Origin of the sequence: Methylobacterium sp. ARG-1 (genome assembly GCF_001262595.1) — a bacterium.
Lineage (GTDB): Bacteria > Pseudomonadota > Alphaproteobacteria > Rhizobiales > Beijerinckiaceae > Methylobacterium > Methylobacterium brachiatum.
The window spans coordinates 1-23305 of sequence record NZ_LHCD01000060.1; the positions used below are offsets into that span (position 1 = coordinate 1).

At 65.5% G+C, this 23305-nt stretch carries 24 protein-coding genes, 6 pseudogenes and 1 other annotated feature; of the genes and pseudogenes, 14 read left to right on the forward strand and 16 right to left on the reverse strand.

What is annotated here, in order from left to right; genetic code table 11:
- A partial coding sequence (locus AKJ13_RS29045) for a Tn3 family transposase (RefSeq protein ID WP_144426434.1) occupies positions 1 to 453 on the forward strand: 453 nt, incomplete at its 5' end.
- 161 nt (positions 454 to 614) lie between these two features.
- Here the strand turns inward: AKJ13_RS29045 and AKJ13_RS29050 are convergent.
- The 7 genes and pseudogenes from AKJ13_RS29050 to AKJ13_RS29080 all read right to left on the reverse strand — a co-directional run bounded on the left by AKJ13_RS29050 (position 615) and on the right by AKJ13_RS29080 (position 7444).
- Positions 615 to 1064 (reverse strand): hypothetical protein, encoded by a 450-nt coding sequence (locus AKJ13_RS29050; RefSeq protein ID WP_050736426.1) that lies wholly within the window; start codon positions 1062 to 1064, stop codon positions 615 to 617.
- A gap of 209 nt (positions 1065 to 1273) precedes the next feature.
- Positions 1274 to 1801 carry a DUF4142 domain-containing protein gene (locus AKJ13_RS29055; RefSeq protein WP_050736427.1) on the reverse strand — a complete coding sequence of 176 codons (528 nt, stop codon included), beginning with the start codon at positions 1799 to 1801 and terminating at the stop codon, positions 1274 to 1276.
- A gap of 370 nt (positions 1802 to 2171) precedes the next feature.
- Positions 2172 to 2402, reverse strand: a pseudogene (locus tag AKJ13_RS29060) (transposase); the annotation flags it as partial.
- 8 nt (positions 2403 to 2410) lie between these two features.
- Complete coding sequence (locus AKJ13_RS29065) at positions 2411 to 2737, reverse strand: DUF485 domain-containing protein (protein WP_050736447.1); 327 nt, start codon at positions 2735 to 2737, stop codon at positions 2411 to 2413.
- Positions 2738 to 3075: 338 nt separating this feature from the next.
- The gene (locus tag AKJ13_RS29070; protein ID WP_050736429.1) at positions 3076 to 6525 is read right to left on the reverse strand and encodes a DEAD/DEAH box helicase; all 3450 of its coding nucleotides are present in this window, start codon (positions 6523 to 6525) and stop codon (positions 3076 to 3078) included.
- 179 nt (positions 6526 to 6704) lie between these two features.
- Entirely contained in the window at positions 6705 to 7094 is a 390-nt protein-coding gene (locus AKJ13_RS29075; protein ID WP_050736430.1) for a type II toxin-antitoxin system VapC family toxin, read from the reverse strand.
- Positions 7091 to 7444, reverse strand: a complete 354-nt coding sequence (locus AKJ13_RS29080; RefSeq protein ID WP_244471793.1) for an AbrB/MazE/SpoVT family DNA-binding domain-containing protein — start codon at positions 7442 to 7444, stop codon at positions 7091 to 7093. The genes AKJ13_RS29075 and AKJ13_RS29080 overlap by 4 nt, the downstream gene beginning before the upstream one ends.
- Positions 7445 to 7598: 154 nt before the next feature.
- On the opposite strand from AKJ13_RS29080, the gene AKJ13_RS29085 reads away from it, so the two are divergent.
- From AKJ13_RS29085 to AKJ13_RS32405, 4 genes and pseudogenes are all read left to right on the forward strand, one after another.
- Positions 7599 to 8195, forward strand: coding sequence for a recombinase family protein (locus AKJ13_RS29085; RefSeq protein ID WP_050736432.1), 597 nt, complete (start codon positions 7599 to 7601; stop codon positions 8193 to 8195).
- 1052 nt (positions 8196 to 9247) lie between these two features.
- Positions 9248 to 10261, forward strand: a complete 1014-nt coding sequence (locus AKJ13_RS29090) for an IS110 family transposase (protein ID WP_050736433.1) — start codon at positions 9248 to 9250, stop codon at positions 10259 to 10261.
- Between the two features lie 324 nt (positions 10262 to 10585).
- Positions 10586 to 11141: pseudogene (locus AKJ13_RS31080) on the forward strand (transposase); the annotation flags it as partial.
- Positions 10863 to 10979: a sequence feature (AL1L pseudoknot), on the forward strand. Its footprint overlaps the pseudogene before it by 117 nt.
- A gap of 7 nt (positions 11142 to 11148) precedes the next feature.
- Positions 11149 to 11358 carry a hypothetical protein gene (locus AKJ13_RS32405; RefSeq protein WP_050736434.1) on the forward strand — a complete coding sequence of 70 codons (210 nt, stop codon included), beginning with the start codon at positions 11149 to 11151 and terminating at the stop codon, positions 11356 to 11358.
- A gap of 42 nt (positions 11359 to 11400) precedes the next feature.
- On the opposite strand, the gene AKJ13_RS29105 is transcribed toward AKJ13_RS32405, so the two are convergent.
- Positions 11401 to 11724, reverse strand: coding sequence for a hypothetical protein (locus AKJ13_RS29105; RefSeq protein WP_050736435.1), 324 nt, complete (start codon positions 11722 to 11724; stop codon positions 11401 to 11403).
- A 12-nt stretch (positions 11725 to 11736) separates the two neighbouring features.
- Positions 11737 to 12402 (reverse strand): ParA family protein, encoded by a 666-nt coding sequence (locus AKJ13_RS29110; RefSeq protein WP_050736436.1) that lies wholly within the window; start codon positions 12400 to 12402, stop codon positions 11737 to 11739.
- A gap of 461 nt (positions 12403 to 12863) precedes the next feature.
- Here AKJ13_RS29110 and AKJ13_RS32410 point away from each other — a divergent pair, with 461 nt between their 5' ends.
- Together AKJ13_RS32410 and AKJ13_RS31740 are read left to right on the forward strand one after the other, a co-directional pair.
- Positions 12864 to 13625: a hypothetical protein gene (locus AKJ13_RS32410; protein ID WP_050736437.1), complete on the forward strand. Its 762-nt coding sequence runs from the start codon at positions 12864 to 12866 to the stop codon at positions 13623 to 13625.
- Between the two features lie 195 nt (positions 13626 to 13820).
- Positions 13821 to 14063, forward strand: a complete 243-nt coding sequence (locus AKJ13_RS31740) for a hypothetical protein (RefSeq protein WP_144426435.1) — start codon at positions 13821 to 13823, stop codon at positions 14061 to 14063.
- Between the two features lie 61 nt (positions 14064 to 14124).
- On the opposite strand, the gene AKJ13_RS29120 is transcribed toward AKJ13_RS31740, so the two are convergent.
- Positions 14125 to 14949, reverse strand: coding sequence for a transposase (locus tag AKJ13_RS29120; RefSeq protein WP_050736438.1), 825 nt, complete (start codon positions 14947 to 14949; stop codon positions 14125 to 14127).
- An 851-nt stretch (positions 14950 to 15800) separates the two neighbouring features.
- Between AKJ13_RS29120 and AKJ13_RS31090 the strand changes: the two are divergent.
- The 3 pseudogenes from AKJ13_RS31090 to AKJ13_RS29130 form a co-directional block, all read left to right on the forward strand.
- Positions 15801 to 16154: pseudogene (locus AKJ13_RS31090) on the forward strand (IS21 family transposase); the annotation flags it as partial.
- Positions 16144 to 16368, forward strand: a pseudogene (locus AKJ13_RS29125) (ATP-binding protein); the annotation flags it as partial. The pseudogenes AKJ13_RS31090 and AKJ13_RS29125, both read left to right, overlap by 11 nt.
- Before the next feature lie 249 nt (positions 16369 to 16617).
- A pseudogene (locus AKJ13_RS29130) lies at positions 16618 to 16891 on the forward strand (recombinase family protein); the annotation flags it as partial.
- Here the strand turns inward: AKJ13_RS29130 and AKJ13_RS29135 are convergent.
- Positions 16870 to 17151 (reverse strand): type II toxin-antitoxin system YafQ family toxin, encoded by a 282-nt coding sequence (locus tag AKJ13_RS29135; RefSeq protein ID WP_050736439.1) that lies wholly within the window; start codon positions 17149 to 17151, stop codon positions 16870 to 16872. The pseudogene AKJ13_RS29130 and the gene AKJ13_RS29135 sit on opposite strands and share 22 nt — an antisense overlap.
- Positions 17138 to 17398: a type II toxin-antitoxin system RelB/DinJ family antitoxin gene (locus AKJ13_RS29140; RefSeq protein ID WP_050736440.1), complete on the reverse strand. Its 261-nt coding sequence runs from the start codon at positions 17396 to 17398 to the stop codon at positions 17138 to 17140. The genes AKJ13_RS29135 and AKJ13_RS29140 overlap by 14 nt, the downstream gene beginning before the upstream one ends.
- A gap of 212 nt (positions 17399 to 17610) precedes the next feature.
- On the opposite strand from AKJ13_RS29140, the gene AKJ13_RS29145 reads away from it, so the two are divergent.
- The gene (locus tag AKJ13_RS29145) at positions 17611 to 18078 is read left to right on the forward strand and encodes a hypothetical protein (RefSeq protein ID WP_050736441.1); all 468 of its coding nucleotides are present in this window, start codon (positions 17611 to 17613) and stop codon (positions 18076 to 18078) included.
- Between the two features lie 54 nt (positions 18079 to 18132).
- Here AKJ13_RS29145 and AKJ13_RS31745 read toward each other — a convergent pair whose 3' ends face one another.
- From AKJ13_RS31745 to madL, 4 genes and pseudogenes are all read right to left on the reverse strand, one after another.
- Positions 18133 to 18468, reverse strand: a complete 336-nt coding sequence (locus AKJ13_RS31745; RefSeq protein ID WP_144426436.1) for a hypothetical protein — start codon at positions 18466 to 18468, stop codon at positions 18133 to 18135.
- 347 nt (positions 18469 to 18815) lie between these two features.
- Positions 18816 to 19082 carry a hypothetical protein gene (locus tag AKJ13_RS29155; RefSeq protein WP_050736443.1) on the reverse strand — a complete coding sequence of 89 codons (267 nt, stop codon included), beginning with the start codon at positions 19080 to 19082 and terminating at the stop codon, positions 18816 to 18818.
- A gap of 231 nt (positions 19083 to 19313) precedes the next feature.
- Positions 19314 to 20080: pseudogene (gene madM, locus AKJ13_RS29160) on the reverse strand (malonate transporter subunit MadM).
- 11 nt (positions 20081 to 20091) lie between these two features.
- Positions 20092 to 20583 carry a malonate transporter subunit MadL gene (madL, locus tag AKJ13_RS29165; protein ID WP_050736444.1) on the reverse strand — a complete coding sequence of 164 codons (492 nt, stop codon included), beginning with the start codon at positions 20581 to 20583 and terminating at the stop codon, positions 20092 to 20094.
- Positions 20584 to 21243: 660 nt separating this feature from the next.
- Here madL and AKJ13_RS32415 point away from each other — a divergent pair.
- The 3 genes from AKJ13_RS32415 to AKJ13_RS29175 all read left to right on the forward strand — a co-directional run bounded on the left by AKJ13_RS32415 (position 21244) and on the right by AKJ13_RS29175 (position 22859).
- Positions 21244 to 21552: a hypothetical protein gene (locus tag AKJ13_RS32415; protein WP_200905725.1), complete on the forward strand. Its 309-nt coding sequence runs from the start codon at positions 21244 to 21246 to the stop codon at positions 21550 to 21552.
- Positions 21553 to 22191: 639 nt separating this feature from the next.
- The gene (locus AKJ13_RS29170; protein ID WP_050736445.1) at positions 22192 to 22437 is read left to right on the forward strand and encodes a type II toxin-antitoxin system Phd/YefM family antitoxin; all 246 of its coding nucleotides are present in this window, start codon (positions 22192 to 22194) and stop codon (positions 22435 to 22437) included.
- Positions 22437 to 22859: a type II toxin-antitoxin system VapC family toxin gene (locus tag AKJ13_RS29175; RefSeq protein WP_050736446.1), complete on the forward strand. Its 423-nt coding sequence runs from the start codon at positions 22437 to 22439 to the stop codon at positions 22857 to 22859. The genes AKJ13_RS29170 and AKJ13_RS29175 overlap by 1 nt, the downstream gene beginning before the upstream one ends.
- Positions 22860 to 23305: the final 446 nt, after the last annotated feature.

Below are 23305 nucleotides of genomic sequence, written 5' to 3' on the forward strand. Positions count from 1 at the left end.
AACCGCCTCGACTTCGCGCTCGCGGAGGTCGGGCGCATCGAGCGCACGCTGTTCACCCTCGACTGGCTCGAGAGCCCGTTGCAGCGTCGAGCCTGCCAGGCCGGGCTGAACAAAGGCGAGGCGCGCCACGCGCTGGCGCAGGCCGTCTATGCCCACCGGCAAGGGCGTTTTGCCGACCGCACCCTTGAGAACCAAGAGCATCGCGCCTCGGGGCTGAACCTCGTCATCGCGGCCATTGCGTACTGGAACACGCTCTACCTCGAGCGGGCAGCCCACCACCTTCGCGACCGCGGCGAGCCGGTGACGGACGCATTGCTCGCCCACGTCTCGCCGATGGGCTGGGCGCATGTGGGCTTGACGGGCGACTATCTCTGGGAGCGCCCAGACGAGATCGCTCCAGGAAGCTACCGTCCGCTCAACGAGCCCGGTGCAAGGCTTCGATCGGCGGCATGACTGCCGTTCACGGTCTGTCCACGAAAACGCGGTTTAGCGCACAAACCTTGAGGTGCTCCCTACGAACTGGTGTTCTGGCTCATGGCCGAGCGCGACCTGGTGGCGGCGCGGAGGGCGAGGCTCGAACAGAGTGCTGTGGCCATAAGGGATGCGGAGGTTTCTTAAGGCTGATCCGCGATGCGGGTGCCTGACCAAACCACAGCGCCGAGCCCATCACGGTCGACGATCTGCACAGCATCGGCACCGTGATGGGTCATCTCGGCTCTTGCAGTCTCAATAGCCGAGAGAAGGGAGTCCGCTGACGAGGTCCAACCAACCGTGACGCCCCCGCTGTGATAGACCGTCCGGTATACCGTTGGCAGCGCGGACCGTGTGTGACCGGCCTCCGGTTTCGATAGCCCGAGCGAGTCTCCCGCCCATTGGCACACCCGCGCGACCGCACGCTTGGATGGCTCGGAGGCACCGTAGCGCTCCGCCTCGTCCTGTAACTCGCACAGGAGGCGGAAGGTGAGATCGGGTGTCATGAACGGCGAGGGTGGCAGGTCGGTCGCGAGAAGGACGATCAGCCTGCGCACGAAGGGACACGTTGCGGGCAGCGCCGGTTCCGGCATGAGGACCTCCTGCTGGAGCGATCGGCCTCCGAACCCTCAGGGTTGTTCAAGGCATTGCTATAACCACCGTTAGTTTCTGGTGGCGAGAGAAGCGGCCATACCTATACCGCCCAAATGAACTTGTCTCGGTTCAACCAAAGCGACAGGTCCCGCTGCCGTCCTTGCAGGCAGCGGGTTGCTTACGCCACGTCGAATGACGCAAAAGCCCGCTACTTATCGAGATCCTGCGCCATCTTGAGATGATGCTCCAAGGTAGGCGCGTTTTTACCAGCCCAACCTTTTAGCTCCGAGTTGTCGCCGCCTTTGGCGTAGCGCTGGAATAGGTCTACGGCATCTTTGTGAGCTTTCACCTGATCACTATGATACTGCTTGGTGAAATCGTTGCCCTGCAGACCCTTCAGCTTATCGATCTTGCCCTGATGGGTGCTGTCGAGTTCAGTTGGGATCGTTGCCTGTACCTTCCCGCCCTGAACCATCCCCTTCATCTCGCTTGAAGTTTTCTGATGATCGGTGATCATCTGCTTAGCGAAAGCCTTGGTAGCAGCATCACTTCGTTCCGAAGCGAGCTGGCTCGATTGCATCTCGAACATGTCGCTGATCCCGGCTTCCTTGACGAAATCCGCAGTCGATGGGCTCGCTCCAACAAGGGAGTTGGCTCCAGTCTTCTCACCGACGGACTGCGCCGCGACAGGCGTGGCGGCAAGCAGACAGGCAATGGTCAAGGCGTGCGTCTTCATGGAGGCTCCTCCTCTAGGTGGGAAGAACCAAGCCTGACCTCGGGAGTTCCGCTTTGTAGGCCACGCGCAGTTGGGGCGAGGAGGGCTGTATAAAGTACTGCCACAAGGCGCAGAAGCTATAATCTTGATCCCTAACTCGCTGGCTCTGGCGTCTAGGAACCGTTCAGGCGGGTGTACATCTCGCTTCCGATCTTGAACATCGGGACGCGCGTTCCGCTGATGAGCGTGTAGACGACGCCCCTACACACTGCCTTTTGTGCCCGTGAATAGCGCCGAAGCTGTCGGTCTGGTCGCTACAGACTTCCTATATGCGATTGTCCAAAGCAGCGAGGCGGGGTGTCTATGCGTCAGGGCACGCCTTCTCGGATCGGTTCAAGACCAGGTAGAGGAGCTTGAGGGCCGCCTCGTCGGTCGGGAAGTGACCGCGGGCGCGCACGGTCCGGCGCAGGGTGGCGTTCAGGGCCTCGATGGCATTGGTCGTGTAGAGGATCCGGCGGACTTCGGTGGGGAAAGCGTAGAACGGCACGACCTCGCTCCAGGCTCGCCGCCAGCTCTGGCCGATGGCCTGATAGCGCTGGCCCCAGGGGCCCGCCTCGGCCGCCGTTGGTATTAGACGCCAAAGTCTCGCCTGAGCGCATCGCTCAGTGCGTCGAAGCGCGTGTTGGCCCGGGTCACGTAGATGCCGGTCAGCGCAAAGGCGAACAGGATCACGAACAAGCCCATGAACAGGCCGAGCGAGGCGGTGCCGCCGACCTTCACGGCGAGTAGCGACTTGTCGAAGGCGATCAGGCCGATGAAGCCGAAGTAGACCACCAGCATCAGGCCCGTGAGGATCCAGCCGAAGCGGGTGCGCTCGCCAACGAGCTGCCGGAACTGTGGGCTTTGGGTGATCCGCTCGACCTGCGGATCGGCATTCGTCGCGAGCCCGAGGTCTATCCGCTCGGCCCGGCGAGAAAGTCCTGAAGCGGTCGCCATGATGCGTCCTTGCACGAAACTGCACGGATGCAGGTACCAGATCATGAACCTCTCCGGCCTGCCCCACAAGCCGCCACTGATCGCGTGGCTTCAGCGCGGCTGCTGCGGTGCGCCTCGGGCGATCCGGTGGGTGGTCGGCTATATCCGCACGGCGAACGCCTTCAAGGGGGCACGCGGGGAGCGGGTTTCTGTAGGCTTGAGGCCGGAAATCGCATGCATTCACTGTGTAAACGCGTTCATAGACATATAATCTGATGTTAGCTTGTTGATTTAACAAACAAGCTGCATCTGCGAAGAAATCAAACCTCCGAGGCTAATAAAAGCTCGAGATCGGCCTGCGTCATCGCCAGCGTCGGCGTGCCATCGTGATCGAACAGCGATTGCGCCAGCGCGCTCTTGCGCTCCTTGAGGATCTCCATCTTCTCCTCGATGGTTCCACTCGCCACGAGCTTGTGCACGAAGACCGGCTTGGTCTGTCCGATCCGGTAGGCCCGATCGACGGCCTGATCCTCCACGGCCGGGTTCCACCAGGGGTCGTAGAGGATCACGGTATCGGCCGCGATCAGGTTCAGCCCCGTGCCTCCGGCCTTCAGGCTGACGAGGAAGACGCTGACAGAGCCTCCCTCGAACAGCCGGATCGCCGCCTCTCGATCCCGGGTCGCTCCTGTCAGGAGCGCATAGCGAACAGCGCGCTTAGCGAGCCGTTCCTCGATCAGGCGCAGCATCGCGGTGAATTGCGAGAAGACGAGGATGCGCCGCCCCTCCGCGAGCAGCTCAACCAGCATCTCCTCCAACCGGTCGAGCTTGGCCGAGCCGGCACCGGGTGTCCGCATCGCCGGCTTGCGCGCCGTGCTCCGTCTCGGCGGATGGGCCTTGCCGTCCTCGCCGCCTGCGACCGCCTGCTTCAAGAGGCGTGGGTCGCAGCAGGCCTGGCGCAGCTTCAGCAGGGCGTCGAGGATGATGATCCTACTGCGTGCCCAGCCTCGCTCGGCAATCGCGGCGCTGACGCGTGCATGCATGGAGAGCCGGATCGCCTCGTAGATGTCACGCTGCGGGCCCTGGAGGTCGATGCGCTCGACGATCCCGGTCTTCGGCGGCAACTCGCGGGCGACCTCCTCCTTGGTCCGGCGCAGCAGAAACGGCTTCACGCGGCGAGCCAGCAGGCGGCTGCGCTCGCGATCGCCCTGCTTCTCGATCGGGCCGCGCCAGACCCGAGCGAAGCTCTTGCGATCGCCGAGCAGGCCGGGGCAGGCGAAGGCGAACAGCGACCACAGCTCGTCGAGGTTGTTCTCCAGTGGGGTGCCGGTCAGGCAGACGCGGTGGCGCGCCTCGATCCCCAGCAGCAGCTTCGTCGTCGTGGCATCCGGGTTCTTGATCGTCTGCGCCTCGTCGAGGAGCAGCAGCGGCCAGGTGCGAGCCGCCAGCACGGCGTGGTCGCGGGCGATCAGCGGATAGGTCGTCAGCACGAGGTCGCTGTCGGGGATCGCACCGAACCGATCCGCGCGATCGTGACCGTGCAGGGTCAGGACGCGCAGGTCAGGCGCGAAGCGCTCCGCCTCCCGGCGCCAGTTCGCCATCAGGCTGGTCGGGGCGACCACGAGGGCCGGACCGTCGAGCCGGCCTTGCGCCTTCTCAATGGCCAGCAGGGCGAGGGCCTGCACGGTCTTACCGAGACCCATGTCGTCCGCGAGCACGCCGCCGAAGCCGACCTCGCCCAGGAACGCGAGCCACGATACACCCTCCTGCTGGTAGGGCCGCAGCGTCGCGCGAAAACTCGGCGGCAGGACGGCCGGCGGGATACTACCGGCCGCGCCCAGGCGGCGCCCCATCTCGCGCACGCGCTCGCCGCCGCGCCAGATCGTATCGGGCATCGCCGCCTCGAAGGCCGCAAGCCCGGCCGCATCCGCACGGCTGAGGCGCAAGCGGCCCTCTCCCGCCCAACTGCCGAGCGCGAGGTCGCGGATCGCGACGACGATGGGCTTGAGCCGCGCCGCCGAGAAGGCGAGAACGCGCCCGTCGCCCAGGGGCAGATAGGCGGCCTCATCATCCTCCGCTGCCGTCTCCACCGTCGCGAGATCGAAGCCGGGTGCGGTGATCATCGCCACGATCGGACCGATCAGGTCGATCCGCTCGCCGTCGACCATGGTGCCGAGGTGGAGTTCGAGCCAGTCGATGCCCGACCCCTCATGCACCTCCGCCTCGAAGCTGTCGCCCGCCCGCAGCAGCCGCCCCGGAAAGTCATCGGAGATCTCGATCTCCCACCCCTCCCCGCGAAGCTGGGGTAGGATGTGAAACTGAGCGTCGAGCCACGTGAGGTCGTCGCCTTCCGGGACGAAGTCGCGCGCGTGCGCGGCCGGGACCCGGGCGCGACGCTCGGGCAGTGGGACGAAGTCGTTGGCCAACAGGTGAGCGACGGCGCGGCGCTCCGCCTCCGCGTCGCGATGAAGCTCGATCAAGCGTCCGGCGACGAGCCGCGTCACCACGGGATTGGCCTCGCCGAGGAAAAGGGTGACGGGACCGTAGCGGAAGGAGAGGCGGCCCAGCCCGACCCGCTCGGGCACGGGCGGCGTGCCGTAGCCATAATAGCCGTATGGCGATGCCGACTCGGGCGGCAGATCGGCGGCGAATAGGCTCAGGACCGGGACCGGCGCAGCACCGGCCAAGCGTTCCCGCTTCGGTTCTGGCACCGCCAAAGCGGCCAGTCGGGGAGCGCGCTGAGTCAAAGCGGCGTTGAACGCCGCGACTGCGGTACCGGGCACCTCCGGAGCGGCCAGGAGTGTCGCCGCGACGCGCGGCGGATGGCCCGTCTCGACGACCCCGATGAGACCCTGCTCGGGATCGACGTAGACCGGCGGCGTGGCGGCGAGTGCGATGCCCCGGCCATCGAGTTCGAGCCGTGTCACCAGAGCAGCCTCGCGGGCCGACTGCCAAGCGATCCGGCCGGATCGCGGCGGTCCCGCCGCGAGGACCGGCCCGTCAAGGCCAAGCCAGCGCGCGCGCCCGGTAGCGAGCAATTCCGCGAGGATCGCGGCGCCCCCGTCACTGGCGAGGTTGATGGCAGCCCCGCCTCCGTAATCGCGCCGGAGCAGCGTCGCCGCGCGAAGGATCCTCAGATCCGAGGGCCTCAGGAATTTAGCCGGGCTTCCCGACAGCACCGTGCTCGCCTCGTAGGGGCGGCTGTTCTCCGAAAAGCGGCCGTCCTTGCGCAATCGTGCGGAGATTGGCTGAACGCCGAGCCGCGGAACACCCTGGCCGAACGGGATCGGGCCGAGAACATAGACGAGGCGCTGCGCGATGCTGTCAGGGTAGCTCTCCTCGGCCACCGCTTGGGCCCGGTCGAGATCGTCCAGCCACGCAGCCAGGCCGGGCATCGGGATCGCGCCTTGGGCGAGCGATGTGATGGAGTGCTGTGCCGGCGCGGAGACAAGCCGGGCGATGCGCTCCTCAGAAGACGGACGAGCGGAGTTCTTCGTGGACTGGAGACCGAAGAGGAGTACGGCTGCGACATGCTTGCAGTTGAAGCCGACGGGGCAGGTGCACTCTCCCGCGATGCTGACACCGCCGCGTATGCCCCCAATTTCGATCGTCTGAGCGTATGGCTGGCGGGCGGTGCCGAGAACCTGCCCGAACACGACGCCATCGTCCTGCTCGAAGAGGACGACCCGGCCTTCCAGCAGATACTGTTGAGCAGCCTCGAAGGCTTTTCGTCCGACCTCGTTGAGAATGTCCTTTTCTCTGTAGCGCTCCATAGGATCGTGTGCGGAACCTTCTCAGATGCCAAGGTGAGTTTCAGTTGACAGGAACGAAGCGGTCTCTGTCAATCGGGGATGCACCAGCCAGCTCCGAGATCTGACATAGCGTCGACAACCCAAAGACAACGGAACAGAGCACCGCCTCCGGCACCCCAAACCGGCGGGAGGGGACGTCCTCAGCGGATCATCTCAACCGTGACACCGGCGGCAGCGGCGATCGCCGCCCAGCGCCGCTCAGCCGTGAGCGCCGGCAAGTTTTCGCGTTTGGCCAAAGCCAGACAGTAACGATCCCCCAAAGACAGGCCACCCTCAATGGTGAGCGGACGCAGCATGCCGGCATCGTACGACAGGGCGGCATCGATGGGGGTCAGCCGGATCGGCAGCGGGCGCAACAGCGCTTCGATATCAGGGCGCGCAGCGCCAAGTTTGGCGTAGTGGCTAACCACCTCCGCCAAGTTGACGGTCGCCATGACCGAGCCGTCGAGCCCGGCTTTCACCTTATCGGCTCCCGGCTCTCCCAGCAGGAGCGCGAGCAGTGCGGACGCGTCGAGGACGAAGCCCGTCATTCGGCCTCGGCCTCGCGGGCGCGGTCAGCGAGGAAGTCCGCGACGGACGCCCCCGGCTTGTCGCCGATCAACCTGCGGCTCAGTGCCTGTGCACGTGCCACGACCTGATCGAGCGTCCGGAGCACGATGGCGTCGCCTGTGTCCTCGACGATGACCTCGCCGCCGTGGCTGAGACCATGCCGCTTGCGAAGGTCGGCCGGCAGGCTCACGCGGCCGTCCGGCATCACCTTGGCTCTCACGGGACGCCTCCAATGGCTGCCATGCCTGTGATCATACGCCGGAAGCACCTTCTTGCGCCAGAATAATCGGTCGATGCCATATGCCGGCGGCACTGGGTCGAGGCCGATCACGCAGTCGGGCTCTCCTTTGTCCGAAAGGGGATCGGTGAGCGGACACTGAGCCGATCCACTTGCGGAGGCTCGATCCACCTGCGGGGGCTCCGTCTCAATAGAATAGTACGATAAAAATTGCGATGAGGGGATCTCGTACGTTACAATCCGGCCCATGACGCATGTGCTGATCGGCTACGCCCGCTGCTCGACCGACAAGCAGGACCTTGCCGCCCAGCATCAGGCACTGCTCCGGCTCGGGGTGGCCCCCGAGCGCATCTACACCGACAAGGGCTTCACCGGGACGAACCGGGCCCGCCCCGGCCTGGATCAGGCGCTGGCGGCGGTCCGGAGCGGCGACACCCTGGTGGTGCCTAAGCTCGACCGGCTCGCCCGCTCCGTGCCGGACGCGCGCGCGATCGGCGACGCACTCGCCGCCCGGGGGGTGAAGCTCCAGCTCGGCGCCAGTGTGCATGACCCGGTCGACCCGATGGGCAAGCTGTTCTTCAACATCCTGGCGACGTTTGCCGAGTTCGAGGCGGACCTGATCCGGCTGCGCACGCGCGAGGGCATGGCGGTGGCCCGCGCCAAGGGGAAGCTGCGCGGCAAGAAGCCCAAGCTCTCGGATCGCCAGCAGAAGGAGCTGCGCCGGATGTACGACACCGGGAACTACGCGATCAGCGACCTGGCCGAGCTGTTTTCGATCTCACGGCCGACCGTCTACCGAACCCTGGAGCGCCAGCCGACTACGCCCACCGTCGCGGCGGCCTGAGCGGACGCCGCACGGCGCTCGGCACCGGGCTCACACCTCACCGGTGTTCACGATCCAGGGTGACAGATACCGCTGATAATCAGTGCCAAATAGCAATCAAGGTCACACGCTGACAGAGCCTGTCTGGTAACGGAACGTTGTTGGGACCGAGGGCGTTGAGCGATCGAGGAGCAGGCCTGACAGTCCCTGGCGGTTTGATGGCTACCGTGGTCGCGTCTCCCGCCGGAGGGCCGCTGATGCTTGCCGTCCATCCGAACACCCGCACCATCCCGGCTGTCTGCGCCGAGATCGCCCGCTCACCGAGAATTCCGGCGTGCTGGCCAAGCACTGCGGCGTCTCCGCGGAGACCATACGCAAGTGGCGCAAGCACAGTCCAGCCGGATGCCAGGACCGCTCCGCTCGGCCCCATAAGCTGCCCTGGCACGCTAGCGATAAGGGAGGAACGCGCCTCGTACGCGCGCTCCGCCGCAGAACCGGCTTACCGCTCGATGACCTCATCTTCATCGTCCGCCGAGCGCACGCATGACCGTCTTGGAGCGGCCGTGCTCACCACCGACGATCGCGATCGCGTTGCACATGTTTGCGACGTCGATGCCGACGAAAACCTCGCTACACTGCTCCACGGCTCGCCCTCCTGCGGTTCAAAGCTGACAGCGACTGGAGACTAAGAGAACCATCATGCCCAATCCACGACTGCCCCGTGCGATCATATGCCTAGTCGTCCTCCTGACGGCCCGGACAGCAGACGCGCAGAACGTGCTAGGCGCCCACCAGGCGCCAGCCAGCCCTGCCGAAGTGCAGCAGCAGTTGGAGCGGACCCGGCACGATCTCGATGCCGTCAACCGGCGTAGCGCCGAATGCGAGTTGCAGAAGGAGGTGCGCGGTGCAGCCAAAGCCGACGGCCAACCGAGCCCCCCGGAAGATCAGGCGATGACCGCTTGTCCGCCGTAGTGGAGGCTCCTCAACCTGGTGAACTGATGCGGTGGATGCCCCCACCGACCGGCATCTCGTATGCCTGACGGTTGTATCGGAACCGATCATAGGGGTCATCGATGACGACGATCAGCATGTTGGCAGTCGATCTGTCGAAGGGCAGCTTTCAGGTCTGCGCCGTAGGTCCGGACGGGACGGTTCTCTATAACCGCGCGCTGTCGCGTTCTCGATTTGCCGCACTCCTTGCCGATCAACCGGCCTGCGTCGTGGCGATGGAAGCCTGTGCGACGTCGCATCACTGGGGTCGTGTGGCCCAGAAGAGCGGTCACGAGGTCCGGCTGGTGCCGGCAGTCTACGTGAAGCCGTTCGTCAAACGCCAGAAGAACGATCGTGCAGACGCGGAGGCGATCGCCGAGGCGGCCGCGCGCCCGAGGATGCGCTTCGTGGCGGTGAAGAGCGCCGAGACGCAGGGCCGCGCGGTGGCGTTCCGGACGCATCAGTGTCTGGTCCGTCAGCGCACGCAGCTGATCAACGCGCTGCGCGGCCATCTGGCCGAATTCGGTGTCGTCGCTCCCAAGGGGCCAGCAAACCTCAAGGTGCTGGAAGAGGCTCTGGCCGACGCGGTCGCCGATCTGCCCGTCGCGGTGCGAGCGATGGGGACGATCTATCTCGACCAGATCGCGGGGCTGACGCAGGTGATCGAGCGGCTGGCCGACGAATTGGAGACGGCGTCGCGGACGGACACCGATCTGCGACGCCTATGCACCATACCGGGGATTGGGCCGGTGACCGCAGGGGCCGTCGCCGCCTTCGCTCCGGATCTCGACACGTTCGCCAGCGGACGCAACTTCGCCGCCTGGCTCGGTCTCGTGCCGCGGCAGCGATCCACGGGCGGCAAGGCCAAGCTCGGTTCCGTCAGCAAGATGGGCCAGACCGATATCCGACGGCTGCTCATCGTCGGGGCCATGAGCGTGATCCGCTGGGTGGTTCGCAAGGGCGGGAGCGCGAACCGCTGGCTCGCGACCCTCGTCACGCGCAAACCGAAGATGGTCGCGGCGGTCGCGCTGGCCAACAAGATGGCGCGGATGATCTGGGCCGTGACGACGAAGCAGGAAGATTACCGGATGGCGTGACCGGAGCCCCGAGCGGGCGAAGGCACGTCGTGGCCGCGAGGCCGGGGCGAGCGATCGATGAGGAGTAGGCGACACGGACTTCGAAGTTCAAGGCAGGGACATTCAGACCCGGGGCTCGAGCGCATGCAGCTCTCTGAACCGATGTGAACCCAGCCTTCCGAACAGCATACCGGCCCGTGGCGTCATCGAAGGCCACATTGTGAGGCCTGACACACGTCCGATCGAAGACCCCGCCGAAATCTCAAAGATCATGCTTGCCAAACAGGGGGCATCCACACACGCACCGGGTTTCCTGGAAGCTCCAACTCTTGCGAGGATGGAGCCATGACGAAGCGAACCCCACCGTTTTCTCCCGAGGTCCGCGAACGGGCGGTCCGCATGGTGCAGGAGCACCAAGGGGAGCACGACTCGCAGTACGGCGCGATCCGCTCGATTGCCGCCAAGATCGGCTGCTCGGGTGAGACGCTGCGCAACTGGGTCCGACAGGCCGAGCGTGACCGGGGCGTGCGGGCCGGGCCGGCCACGGACGAGCGTGAGCGGATCCGCTGGAGCGGGAGGTGCATGAGCTCCGGCAGACCAACGAGATCCTGAGGAAGGCGTCAGCGTATTTTGCCCCGGCGGAGCTCAACCGCCGGTTCCGGTCATGATCGCCTTCATGGACGAGCATCGCGCGCTCAACGGGGTCGAGCCGATCTGCAGGGTGCTGCCGATCGCCCCGTCGACGTACCACGCGCATGCGGCGCAGCGGGCCGATCCAGACCGGCTGCCGGCCCGGGCCAAGCGCGACGCGGCGCTGATGACCGAGATCCGGCGCGTGCACGCGGCCAACTTCGGCGTCTACGGGGTCCGGAAGGTCTGGCGTCAGCTCGCCCGCGAGGGGTTCGGAGGTGGCCGAGGCGATCATCGACGCGAGGATGCCGCGCACCCTGGAAGGGGTCCTGGCCCTCTGCACTGCCATCTGTTGCGCCCACGAGGAATCGCTCGACGACTCCGACCCGGTGCATCACGCGCTGAAACAGCTCGTCTGCGGGGTCATGATGGCAATCGAGGGAGGGTGCCCGCCCGAGCGGTTCGAGACGTTCTCCGATCGCGGGTGACCAACCGGCCCGAGGGGCCGCCGGCGAAGGTCGGCGGTCCCGTTAGCCTGTCCGTCTGCTCCGGGCGTCTGACTGCTCGGCCTGTCGCTTCAACTCCATCAGCCTACCGAACCCCTCCCGGTAGCTCATCCGCTCGCGGCCGCACCATTCGACGAACTCGTTCACGTCGGCCACGGCCGCGCGAAGGTTGAACTGCCCGGTCGGACCGGTCGGTCCCGGCTTGGCCTTACGCTGGATGGTGGCTGTCTCCCGCGAGACGAAGCCGAGGCTATCGCCCACCCGGTCGACGGCCGCCGTTTCCTCGGGCTCACGCTGCGGCCGCTTGGGTTGGATGTCCCCGAAGCCAAAGGATGTCTCGTCGCTCACGCGGCCTCCCCTTTACGCTAGCTCACGAACCACGCCCACGACCTCGCCGGCCAGCTTGTTCGCGTTCTCGATCGCCGCCGGCAACCCGCTAACCTTCTCCGGATCGAGCTCGGCCAAGGTCCGCTTGTAGGCGAACAGGGCCTTGAAGGCGGCCCGCTCGTTCAGATGGGTCGCCAGGACTGCAATCCCGTTGCGCTGCATCTCGGCAACGATCGCTTTCTCGGCCCGCGTCGGGATCGCCGGGGACGTGCGGGTGAACAGGACCCGGTAAGGGATCGGCCGCCGGATGACCTGCTCTTCCTCCCGCACAAGGCCCACGGCCCGGGCGGCCTGGGCCGCGTCGACCGCGCTCGCCTGCATGGGGATCAAGACTAGGTCCGACCGGGACAGTGCGCGCGAGACCATGCGGCTGGCGGTGCCTTCAAGGTCGACCAACACGAATTGCCGTTCGGCGCTCTCGGCGTCGATCGCCGAGATGATCTCGCGCTCGCTGATCTCGGACAGGACCCGGAGGCCCGCCCGGTCCTGTCCCTTTCCCCAAGCCGCAATCGGCTGGTTCGGGTCGCAGTCCAAAAGGGTGACCGTCGCCCCCTTCGCGGCAAGCGTGCTGCCCAGGGTCAGCGCGACGGTGGACTTGCCTGCCCCACCCTTGGGGTTGGCTACCGAGATGACGGGCATGGGCCGTTCCAATGCCAAGAGAGCGCTACGAGATGGGGCGCACGCGAGGGATACTACCGTCGACTCGTTAAGACAAAATCCATCGAGGTTCGTGCAGCCGCACTGATATCATCCGCATTCCCTCGAACCCGGTTCATATCAACTGGTAAGAACGGAGAAGGCGGTAGGGGTGCGTTGACTTAGCTGACGGGTTCGGCCGACATGCGCGGTCACGGCCATGCTCGCCGCGGCGAGTCGTGAGCCGACCATTCAGGAGACCATCGCCGCGAGATAGACCCTGAAAAGCCAACAGCCCCTTCCCGGCAAGGAAGAGGCTGCTGAAAACCCAGAGGCCATGTGAGGCCGCAGACGATGCTCCTCACAAGCCACATGACCCCCTCGGGAGTCAAGACGGAACTCGTTTCCGTCAACGGGAAGGCTTTGCCTGGACCCTAGCCGCGGCCCGTGAGGGACCGGGACCGATGTTTCACGCCACCATGCGGTCGGCGGTTGAGGCCGCGCGCACGCTCGCGCAGCTCGACGACCTGTCGCGCACCATCTGGCAGGCCCACACTGCCGAGACCGTCACCGACGCCGAGGCGCAGGGCTTGGCCGAGGCGCTACACGCCCGCAGGAGCGTGATCCGCGAGGCCGTGATGCCCGTCAGCATCCCACTCGGCCGTGTGACGCTGTTCCCGCCGAGGCGCCTCCAGCGGGCTCCTGAGCGATCCGTGGCCATTGAGCGCCGCCGACGACTGGCCTGCTCAGGTCCAATGCCGCCAGCCCTCGCATCGAGGTTTACGCAAGGGCAGCTCGCGGTCCTGCGGGTCGTCGGGGACGAGGTCGCTCGGCATGGAGTCTGCGGGCTGTGCATCGACGCCATTGCGGCACGAGCGGGCGTCTGCCGGCGGCTAGCTCAGGCTGCGATCCGGCTAGCCGAGGGCGACGGCCTGCTGACCATCCAGGAACGCCGCCATCAGGGCCGGAAGAGCGACCCGAACGTGCTCCGCATCATCAGCCGGGAGTGGCTGGCGTGGCTTCGGCGGGGAGGGCGCTCCGCAGCTCTGGCGCTCTTGGGCAGCATAGGGTGCAAAACGATGCACCCCACGGATAAGGGAGATCCACAGAAACAAGTTGTGGATGCAGGACCGAAGAAAGGCTGCCAAGGGGCAGCGGTTGACCTCGACCAATCCGCCTCAATGAGAATTCGCGCGGGTGGTGGGAGCGGCCGAGCCATGCGCTGACGGTCTGTGGGCGGACGGTATGCCGAACGTGCAACCCGATCTGGAGCAGCAATGTCCTTAACGGAGGTGTGTCTGAGCACGCCTGCCTCTAAACAGACCGAGGGTAGCAGAAGCGCTCCAGCCGGTTCCGTCGGCTGTAATCTCGATGGCCCCCTGTTCTCGTCGACGGGATCGCCCTCCTCTGACGGAGTAGGCATGATGCATGAACACGTTGTGGACACGCCGCCGTTCTGGGACACGGTCGCCCAGCACGTCACCGCCAAGGTCCAGCCGGCATTGCGGCAGAAACAGCGCGACCGAGAGCCTGTAATCGCCTATCTGCGTGATCTGGAGGCCCTAGCAGCCTGTCGGACTGAGGTCGGTTGGCCTGGTCATGCGGCTATCGGAGCACTCGTTTTGGCCGACCGGCGTTGGTTTTGGTCAGGAACGGCGGTCTGATCGTCGTTGCGGTTCCCTGATCAGGTCTCTTGAGCTTTGAACAGCGAAGGACGCGTGCCGGTCAGGCGGCGACATGGGCCAGGTTGAACATGCGCTTGACGTTCCAGGCCATGGTGACGAGGCTCCACTCACCGCGTGCGCCGGCGAGGCCACGCAGTGAGAACTGCCGGAAGCCCATCACCGATTTGATGATGCCGAAGACCGGCTCCGGCGTGTACTTTCGCCGCCCATAGAGTGCGCGACCCTCCGGCGTCTTGAGGCGATGAAGCATCGCATCGAGCGGCGTCGGGTCCACGGGCGCGGGGGGCGGGGGAGCGAAGCGGTCGTCCATGGCGGGGTGATGGACATCCCGACCCGGGGCGATCAGAGGATCGATGCCCGCCTTGGCACAGGCCTCGACGTTGGCCTCGCTGAAGTAACCGGCATCGGCCAGCAGGACGTCTGGCAGACCGAGGTCCGGCGGCAGAGCGGCGAGCTTGTCCAGCATGGGGGTCAGCTGCTGCTTGTCGTTGGGCGCCTGCGAGACGTCGACCGCTACCACCAGCAGGCTGTCGGCAGCCACGGCTGCCTGCGCGTTGTAGCATTGCTCGAAACCGTCCCCCGCCACCGGCATGATCCGGCTTTCCGGGTCGGTGAGGTTGACCTGCTCGCCCGGCAGCGGCCCCTCGACCGGTGGAACCGGAGGCCGGCCGCGAGGCTTCTGGCCGGTCCTCGCCACCTTGGCGTCCCGCTCCGCGATGCTGGCCTCATAGGCGGCCTTGTCGCGGGCGTGGCGCTCCTTCGCCCGGGCCTCGATCGTGACCTTCGCAGCAGCAATCCGCGCCAAGCGCTCCTCGCGCCGCGCCAGTTCGTCGGGGATCGACATCCCGTCGGGCACAAAATCCATCGAGGTTCGTGCAGCTGCACTGATATCATCCGCATTCCCTCGAACCCGATTCATATCAACTGGTAAGAACGGAGAAGGCGGTAGGGGTGCGTTGACTTAGCTGACGGGTTCGGCCGACATGCGCGGTCACGGCCATGCTCGCCGCGGCGAGTCGTGAGCCGACCATTCAGGAGACCATCGCCGCGAGATAGACCCTGAAAAGCCAACAGCCCCTTCCCGGCAAGGAAGAGGCTGTCGAAAAACCTGAGGCCCTGTGAGGACCGCGTAGCTGCCCCTCACAAGCCATGAGACCCACGTGGGTGTCAAGACGGAACCCGTTTCCGTCAACAGGATCGGCTTGCTTGGACCCTGGATCGCGGCCCGTGAGGGACCGTGAACGATGAGTTTTGCCTACGAGATCCGCCGACAGGCAGAAGCGGCCCCGCGCGCCGCGCTGCCGGCCATCACGGCTGCGCTGTGGCGCGCGTTCGGGGATGGACGGATCACGGAAGCCGAGGCCGAGGTGCTGTCCGAGCTGATCGAGGCGCGGAGGAACACCGCACAACCCCGCGAACGCCTCGCGAACAGTCAGGAAACACACATACCTCACTCGGATGAGGCGGCTAAGAACGCAGCAGGAAGCCCCAGGAGGGCCGTCGGTTCGCGCCCGCGCACGGAATTGCCTCGATGGAGCGCCGTCGCCGCTGGGCCGCCTTGGGCAGGCTCCCACCTGGGTTAGCCGCCCGGTTCACGCTGGCGGAGCGTGAGATCGCCTGCAATGTTGGCCCCCTGAGGGGCGATTATCGCGTCCAATCCTAGCCCCCTCGTCCGAGGCGACTGACCTCTCCGGCTGAGAGCCGGAGGGGCAAGGGATGACGGGTGTGGAGACGATTGCGCGGATCCGGTTCGAGCATCATCAGAACGGCAAGGGCATCACATGCATCGCCCGTGAACTGGGCATTGCGCGGGACACGGTGCGCAAGGTTCTGCGCACGAACGCGACCGTTTTCGCCTACAAGCGCGCGGTCCAGCCGCAGCCCAAGCTCGGCACATTCGTGACCGTCCTGACGACAATCCTGGAAGCGGAGGCCAAGCTGCCCCGGCGCGAGCGGCGCTCGACCCAGCGTTTGTTCGAGGAGTTGCGCGGGCGCGGCTATGAGGGTGCCCACGACAGCGTGCATCGCTTCGTGAAGACCTGGCGAGCGGAGCGGGCGCGGATACCTGCCCTTCAGCGACGCGGGCGGGCAGTTGCTCTTCCACCTCATCAGCAAGCTCTACGAGACGACCTCGATCGTGATCACGACCAACCTCGCCTTCGCCGACTGGCCGCAGGTTTTTGGCGATGCCAAAATGACCACCGCCATGCTCGATCGGATCACGCATCACTGCGACATCATCGAGACCGGCAACGAGAGCTGGCGCTTCAAGAACAGAGCCTGACGCCCGACCCAGCCCTCGTCTGGACCTTGCTCAGGCACGGCAGCACACGTCAGCAAAGGGGCTGACCTTGAACGCGAAATGGGGGCTGACCTTCAAAGCGATTTGACAGCCGGGAGACCTACAACACCACTTGGCTCATCGAGCGGCTTGGCTTCCAGTCGCCCGCCGCTGCCCGCCAGGCACGACTTTCACCCGCGGCTCTCGCCGCGTAGGCTCCTTCCCGGTGTCTCACAAACCGAGGGCGCTACAGGGGCGATGGCCGAGTACTTCCTCGACCTCAACCGCGAGCGCACCATGGAGGGGCTCAAGGCGGCCCTTGCCCGGGGGACGTAAGGGTGGGCGGCCGAGGAAGCTGAAGGAGGCTGACCTCGAAGCCGCCCGTGCCATGCTGGCGGCCGGTACGATCAGCGTGGCCGAGATCGCCAAGCGGCTCGGGGTCAACCGCGACACCTTCTACAGCTACTTCCCGCGGGCACGGGCTGTCAGCCGAGCGCACCAGCCTCAGAGTCCGAGCTCAGCGTGAGAGCCAAGGCGCACGAGCTGCAGCGTCTGATCGTCCGGCAGCCTGTAGATCAGCACGAGATCGGGGCGAACGTGGCAGTCGCGGTGGTCACGCCAGTTGCCGGTCAGGGCGTGATCGTGGTGACGCGGCTCGAGCGGCCGGTCTGCAACCAGAGCGTCCAGCACCGCGGTAAGATCCGCCACGAGGGTCGTGCGGTGCTGCCCTTTCATCTCCCGCTTATAGTCGCGCTTGAACTGCCCGGTGCGCTCAATCGTCCGCATCGAGGTCGGCCATCAGCGCAGCCACGCTGTTGAAGCGAGGCAAGCCTCCGGCGCGCGCATCGCGCATCGCGGCGATCGTCGCCTCGTTGGGCATGAGCGGCTCGAACGGGAGTGCGCCCTCGCGTGCCACGCGCGTCAGCATCAGCCGAACCGCCTCGGATACGGTCAGGCCCATCGCCGCGAGCACGGTTGCGGCTTCTTCTTTCAAGGCCGGGTCGATCCGGGTTTGCACGAGCGCGTTGGCCATGAACTCATTCCCTACCTGCACGACAATGTAATGCAGGCAGACGTGTTCCACCAGTGCGGCTCGACGTCAGCCGGAACAGCGCCTCAGATCGTGTGACCGCCCCGTCCTGCCGGTGCCGGTCTGGGCACGGTAGGAAGGTCCGATGTCTGCCGCGCGTGCCAGTTTCTGCCGAGGCACCCGCGTGTGGTTTGGGTTACGACAGCCGCAGCGCCATGCCGATCAGCCAATGCCAGCTCGCTGCCTCCATGCTCGCGGCCGCTCACATCGCCGAGCGGCATGCGATCGCCGCTTTCATCGCCGACGCGGCGACACGGCCAGCACCCAACCCGTTTCCGCAGACCAGCGTTGGAGCCGTCCGCCAGGTCTGGCGACAGCGTGCTGCAGAGTTTCGATCGTTCGACATCACAGCAGCGGGTCTCACCTGCCTGCTTACGGCCCTGTCCGGCCTGAGCGTAGACGAGGCGCTCGTGCAGGAGATCCTGCGGGCTGGGCCGCATACCGCCAACGTGTTCCATCGCGGCGATGGCTGCGAGATCGTCGGTGCCGTCCTCTATGGCAAGCCGGGCGTCGATCTCCCGACTCTTCTCACGCCGAGAGCGACGCGCCGAGCTCCGGGCCCGCGCTCACGCGCTTGCGCCACATCGGAGCAACTCGACTTGTTCGTGCACACTGCCCTGTGATGGCGGGAGCGGTCTGGGTCGAGCAAGTTCCGCTTCCCGATCCCATCCTCATCCTCATCCTGGATCGGAACTGACGACCTGGTAGTCGCGCGGGAGCGCGACGGGTTCGTCTCCGGCCTGATTGCGGATGTAAGGCGACCACCACCACATCCGGCCGTTCCGGAATTTGAAGTGCCCCCGCACGAGGTGTTCCGCCCGCGGGCGCCCGTCGGCTTGTGGGACACCATCGTCGATATCGACCTGCCGCAGACGGGCGACGTCGAAGCGGATCCGTCGCAGGTTTGGTAGCGGTGGCCGACCTTCGGCCACTCGGCGCGCATCAACCCGCTGTGTGTCAGGCGCCGCGTCGATCGTCACGACGCCCGAGGGCGAATTGATGATTAGGAACATGCTGATAAGTATAGCGGCGCGCAATCGAAATGTGGCCGACGCGCAATTAAGGGTCATTTCCGACGCACATTAGCTGAGACTGGAGCCGGTCTCCGACGCACGTTCCGTGAGACTGGGCGCATAATCGGTGAGACGGACGCGAGATCACCCGGGCCGACACAGACTGCGTGAGACGGATCAGGTTGGCAGCCCGGCGGCGCGCATCTGGTCCAGGAGCTCGACAGCCCGAGCGGCATCGAGTTCCCCTCGAAGCAGGCGCCGAACCTCGCCGGGCTTGGCGTCGAACTGGTCGATGTGGTCCAATCCCGAGTTTGCGACAGGCGCGACGGGGCAGAGCCATCATCAGATCACGGCTCGACCGGTCGAGCCATCATGACGATGGTGGTTACAGCAGTCCGAAACGCCTTCTCCTTCGGGCCCGGCCGCGCCATTAATTCGGCGAGGTTAACAGACGCCTCCACGGCTGCCGCGATATCGAGGCTGTGCCCGCTGGCGAAGCGATACGGACCGGAAGCCGGATCCCGGATGAAGGCGTCGATTGCTGCGACGATCTCGTAGCTCGTGATTGTGCCGACCTTGCGCAGGTCGGCGAGGGTGAGGGGCTTGGCAGGCATGACCGCGAGCTACTGCAGCGTATCTGCGTGATCCATCTCATAAGTTTGCCGGGCGGCCATATCATCACGGCTCGCCCGGCCTCGCGCATCTTAGGAGAGCGCCGTGTTTTGGCTGGATCCAGACTGGGACCACTTGGTATCTCGCAAGCCGCGAGGCGATCAGTGCGAGGCGCAGGAAGCGTCTCACGGCCTCGTCTGACTCGCGCGATCCCCCGATGTCGCTCCAGCAATTCACCCGACGAGAGCCCGCACCGCCAAAAATAAGATCGAGGGCCCGACGAGGCAGCCAATCCCGGTGTGGAAGGTCGCGGTCAGCGCCCCGTAGGGAACGAGCTTGGGGCCGCGGTGGCCGCGAGGCCGCCGGCGACGCCGCTCACCGTCCCCATCAGTCCACCGTAGGCCATGGCCGAGCGCGGGTTATCCAGGCCGATCAGCTTCGCCACCAGGGGCGTTCCGACCATCACCATGACAGCCTTGGTCACCCCGGTGGCGATCGAGAGCGCCATGACGGTGGAGTCTGCGCCGATCGCTGCCCCCGTCACCGGCCCGACGATGTAGGTGATCGCCCCCGCGCCGATCGTCGTGATCGAGACCGCGTCGTGGTAGCCGAACGCCACCGCCGTCAGCGTCCCGACGATGAACGGCAATATCGTGCCCAGCGTGAGCGCGAGCACGCCGATCAGACCGGCACGTTTGGCCTCGATCACGTCCACCTCGAAGGCCGTGGCGACGATGGCGAAGTCGCGCAGCATCGCACCGCCCATCAGGCCGATGCCGGCGAGCGCCGGGATGTCAGCGACGCCCTTCTTCCCGCCGGTATACACCCCGCCGACATAGGCCAGCACCAGACCCAGCACGATGGCGATGGCCGAGCCGTGGACGCGGCCGTTGGTGAAGTGTTTGGCCGCGAGGTTAGAGACGAGGATCAGCGCGCCGATGACGGCGAAGGTCGCCACGAGGCTCTGCTCGACGAAGACATGCTCGATGCCATGCCACATGCTCATAGCGCTCACACCCTCCGCACGGCGGGGGTCTGGGGTACTGACCCGACGGCCGAATGGGCTGGAGCGGGCCGCGCGTCGATGATTTCGTCAGCGTCGCCGCTGATGACCCCGCCGCCGTGCTCGACCTCCGCGCTCCCGGGATCGCGGCGCCCGAGGCGACTGAGCAGCGCGACCGCACCGAAGCAGAGGACCAGGGAGCCCGTGGCGGCGATGATCACGATTGGACCGCCACTCGCCGCCGCGACCACGTTCTGCTGCGCGGCCATCGCGACGACGATCGGGATGTACATGCCCGCCCAGAACTCGACGCCGAACTTGACGCCTTTGCTGAGGCGGCCCCGGCTCTGGAGCCAGAGGCGAGCGGCGATGAGCAGGATCATCGCGATGCCAACGCCGCCGACATTGGCCTTCACGCCAAGCACGACCCCGAGGAGGTCACCGAGATACACGCCGATCAGCGTACATGCGGCGAGAAGGGCGACGCCGAGGACGATCATCGACGCGCCTCCAAGCCGGAGGGTCGGCTCACGCTGAGCGCGACTGGGCTGATGGGCGCAGGTGCACTCGGCATGCGGCGATCCCTTCCCGGACAGGCAATTTATTGCCTTTGCGCCAGCGTGCAGGATGTCGCCGATCTTACAATCCAGCGGACGAACCTATGATTGAGACAGGTCCGAAAATGTCCCGCGAGAGCGGCTCCAAAGAAGCCTCGGTGTGTCTGCGGCGCCATCGCGGGCGGGTGTTTCATCCGGTTAAACGACGGCAAGGCCTAAGCGCGGCACGATGGTGCACAGGTGTGGGGAGAACATCTGCGAGCGTTTCCGAACAGAGGCGAACATCCGGGAATAGCGGCGCTGCTTCAGCCTGCTGCGGACCGCTTCGGTGGGGTTCGATTTGCTGCGGCGGGCGCCGCGGCACAGGCTTGGCAGCTTCAGTGCGTGAGGTGCGATACCCCTTAACTTGTGGCACTTTGCTGGTCCTCTCACTGGCACCCTGTGGCACCCTGTGGTCCTTTGTAGTCCTATGGAGCCTCGGCTTCTGACGAGCCTATTCAATGGCCGGCTCAGCCTCCCCTGCGGAGAACAGCTCGGCGGGTTTGCAGCAGACAGGACGGACGGCGGCTTTGCGGCGACGCTTGTGCTCGCTACCTTCTCGCCATGACGAACGCTTCGGTGCCCGCGGCTGCCCAGGATGTCGAGCAGCCTGCCAAGATACGGCGCGACGGCACCACCGTCGTGGCCACGCGCTACGAGATCGACAAGCTCATCGCGCTGTGTGCCCTGCTGACGGAGCATCCCGCTGTCTTCCCCGCGGCGGTCGGCCAGCCTGTGCTGCCGCTGGCTATCGGCAATCCTGGACGCACTCAAGCCGCTCCTGCGGCCGGAGGCGACTGCAGCGCAGCTGAAGGACGCGTTGCGCGCCTACAGCATGAGCTTGGCCTACCTGCTCGCCCAGAGCCGCTCTGACGCCTGGCGGCATGATCTCGCCGGCGTGCCTGTCGCGCCGGTGAGCGAGGAACATCGTAGTAGCGCACGGGACCGGTTCATGGCCTTGCGGGTGCGTCGGGATCAATTACGGCAGGCGCGGCGCTCCATGAGTGAACCAGCCGCGATAGGACCCGAGGCCCGGGGCGGCACAGAGGCGTCGGGTGAGGTGGTGAAGCCGGTGATGGCAGGCGCACGGTAGAGTACGGCAGCGGGCGGTAAGGGACGGTAGCCGACGGCAGCAGTACGGTAAGAAGCACGGTAGGGGGAGGGGTATCACACCACACGCACTGAAGCTGCTTCAAGGCGGCCGGATGCCATCGAGCATGTCGTTCCCAGCCGGATCACGCCCCGTCCGCCGCTCAAGCGACAGCTTGAAGGAGCAGTGCAGCGGGTCGACCCTTTGAAGCGATCCGAAGCAGGATGAAGCTGGCCGTCACGCTTCGGATTGTTCTGGAGTGCTCTCAAAGGTTTCGAAATGTTCTCTGCACACCTGTGCACCCTGGGTGCGAGCTACGGATTGAGTGCTGCGAGAACTCATTGATTGAGCGTGATGCTGGCCTGCCGCGCTGAAAACCCTTATATGACTATCGGGTTGGTCATGACGGGCAGCAGGGATCCATGGACCGTGTCAGTCTGGCGGAGGCCAAGGCACATCTGAGCGCGCTGGTGGATCGTGTCGAGAGCGGCGCCACGATCACAATCACGCGGCGTGGTAAGGAAGTCGCTCGCCTGACCAGCGCCAGCTCTTCGCATCCCACCACTGTAGATCCCAGTACCCTTCGTGCCGTCACCGCTGGCATGCCTATGCAGAGACAAGACGCTGGCAACTTCATGCAGGGAATGCGCGACGACGAGCGCTACTGATGCCGTATCTCGACACTTCGGTTCTGGTTTGTGCACTCACCAACGAGGCACAGACCAGCCGGATGCAGGATTGGCTCGGGGCTCAGGCTGCTGGGGAACTGGTCATCAGCCCTTGGGTCGTAACCGAGTTCTCGGCTGCGCTCTCGATCAAGGTACGACGACAGGAGTTCGGCCCAGAGCATCACGCTGCGGCGTTGAGCGCCTTCACGCGGCTTTCAGCCGAGTCTTTTGTTTCCCTCCCGATCTCCGAACGCGAGTTCCAAACGGCAGCACGTTTTGCCGATCAGGCGTCGCTCGGCCTGCGTGCAGGCGATGCCCTGCATCTTGCCGTGGCGGCCGATCATGGAATTATGCTCGCGACTCTCGATCGACGTCTCGCGGAGGCTGGAGCAGCTCTGGGCGTGGCGACCACCCTGCTCTGATAGAGAAGGCCTCGAGCACCTCATAGCTCTGCTTCCAGCTTCAGGTTCGTGAAATTTTCGCTCGGGCCTCGTGTCAGGCTGCAGGTCGAGGTGTGGCACGCGAGCATATCCGACGAGCATGTCGGGATAGTGATTCACGCGCGTTTAACCTGCAATAGAAATCCGGTCATGGTTTCCCGACAGGTATTGGGCGGTTTGGGGCCGCTCGAATAGGGCCCGGCGAGGGTGTCGGGAAAACGATCGAATTGCCGACACGCGAACCGATAGGACAATTGTCTGGGTTGGGTGGAAAGCAGGCTTTAGACCTTCGTCCTGAAGCGTACGTTCCGCTGCCGAGCCATGCCAGCCATTCCGACAGCCATCAGCGGCTCTCGTAAGCGGCCGTCCAGAAACCTTGGGCGGGGCTGCAAGCTGCCCTTCGCGACGGCTACCAAGCGTGAGACTTC

Coding starts and splice junctions, on each gene's coding strand:
- AKJ13_RS29140 (WP_050736440.1), bottom strand. CDS start 17,398: ATGGCCAACGCGCTCGTGCAAACCCGGATCGACCCGGCCTTGAAAGAA.
- AKJ13_RS31745 (WP_144426436.1), bottom strand. CDS start 18,468: ATGTTCCTAATCATCAATTCGCCCTCGGGCGTCGTGACGATCGACGCG.
- AKJ13_RS29110 (WP_050736436.1), bottom strand. CDS start 12,402: ATGCCCGTCATCTCGGTAGCCAACCCCAAGGGTGGGGCAGGCAAGTCC.
- AKJ13_RS29085 (WP_050736432.1), top strand. CDS start 7,599: ATGACGCATGTGCTGATCGGCTACGCCCGCTGCTCGACCGACAAGCAG.
- AKJ13_RS29155 (WP_050736443.1), bottom strand. CDS start 19,082: ATGCCTGCCAAGCCCCTCACCCTCGCCGACCTGCGCAAGGTCGGCACA.
- AKJ13_RS29070 (WP_050736429.1), bottom strand. CDS start 6,525: ATGGAGCGCTACAGAGAAAAGGACATTCTCAACGAGGTCGGACGAAAA.
- AKJ13_RS29075 (WP_050736430.1), bottom strand. CDS start 7,094: ATGACGGGCTTCGTCCTCGACGCGTCCGCACTGCTCGCGCTCCTGCTG.
- madL (WP_050736444.1), bottom strand. CDS start 20,583: ATGATCGTCCTCGGCGTCGCCCTTCTCGCCGCATGTACGCTGATCGGC.
- AKJ13_RS32415 (WP_200905725.1), top strand. CDS start 21,244: ATGACGAACGCTTCGGTGCCCGCGGCTGCCCAGGATGTCGAGCAGCCT.
- AKJ13_RS31740 (WP_144426435.1), top strand. CDS start 13,821: ATGATGCATGAACACGTTGTGGACACGCCGCCGTTCTGGGACACGGTC.
- AKJ13_RS32410 (WP_050736437.1), top strand. CDS start 12,864: ATGTTTCACGCCACCATGCGGTCGGCGGTTGAGGCCGCGCGCACGCTC.
- AKJ13_RS29175 (WP_050736446.1), top strand. CDS start 22,437: ATGCCGTATCTCGACACTTCGGTTCTGGTTTGTGCACTCACCAACGAG.
- AKJ13_RS29090 (WP_050736433.1), top strand. CDS start 9,248: ATGACGACGATCAGCATGTTGGCAGTCGATCTGTCGAAGGGCAGCTTT.
- AKJ13_RS29170 (WP_050736445.1), top strand. CDS start 22,192: ATGGACCGTGTCAGTCTGGCGGAGGCCAAGGCACATCTGAGCGCGCTG.
- AKJ13_RS29135 (WP_050736439.1), bottom strand. CDS start 17,151: ATGCGGACGATTGAGCGCACCGGGCAGTTCAAGCGCGACTATAAGCGG.
- AKJ13_RS29050 (WP_050736426.1), bottom strand. CDS start 1,064: ATGCCGGAACCGGCGCTGCCCGCAACGTGTCCCTTCGTGCGCAGGCTG.
- AKJ13_RS29055 (WP_050736427.1), bottom strand. CDS start 1,801: ATGAAGACGCACGCCTTGACCATTGCCTGTCTGCTTGCCGCCACGCCT.
- AKJ13_RS29145 (WP_050736441.1), top strand. CDS start 17,611: ATGCCGATCAGCCAATGCCAGCTCGCTGCCTCCATGCTCGCGGCCGCT.
- AKJ13_RS29120 (WP_050736438.1), bottom strand. CDS start 14,949: ATGGATTTTGTGCCCGACGGGATGTCGATCCCCGACGAACTGGCGCGG.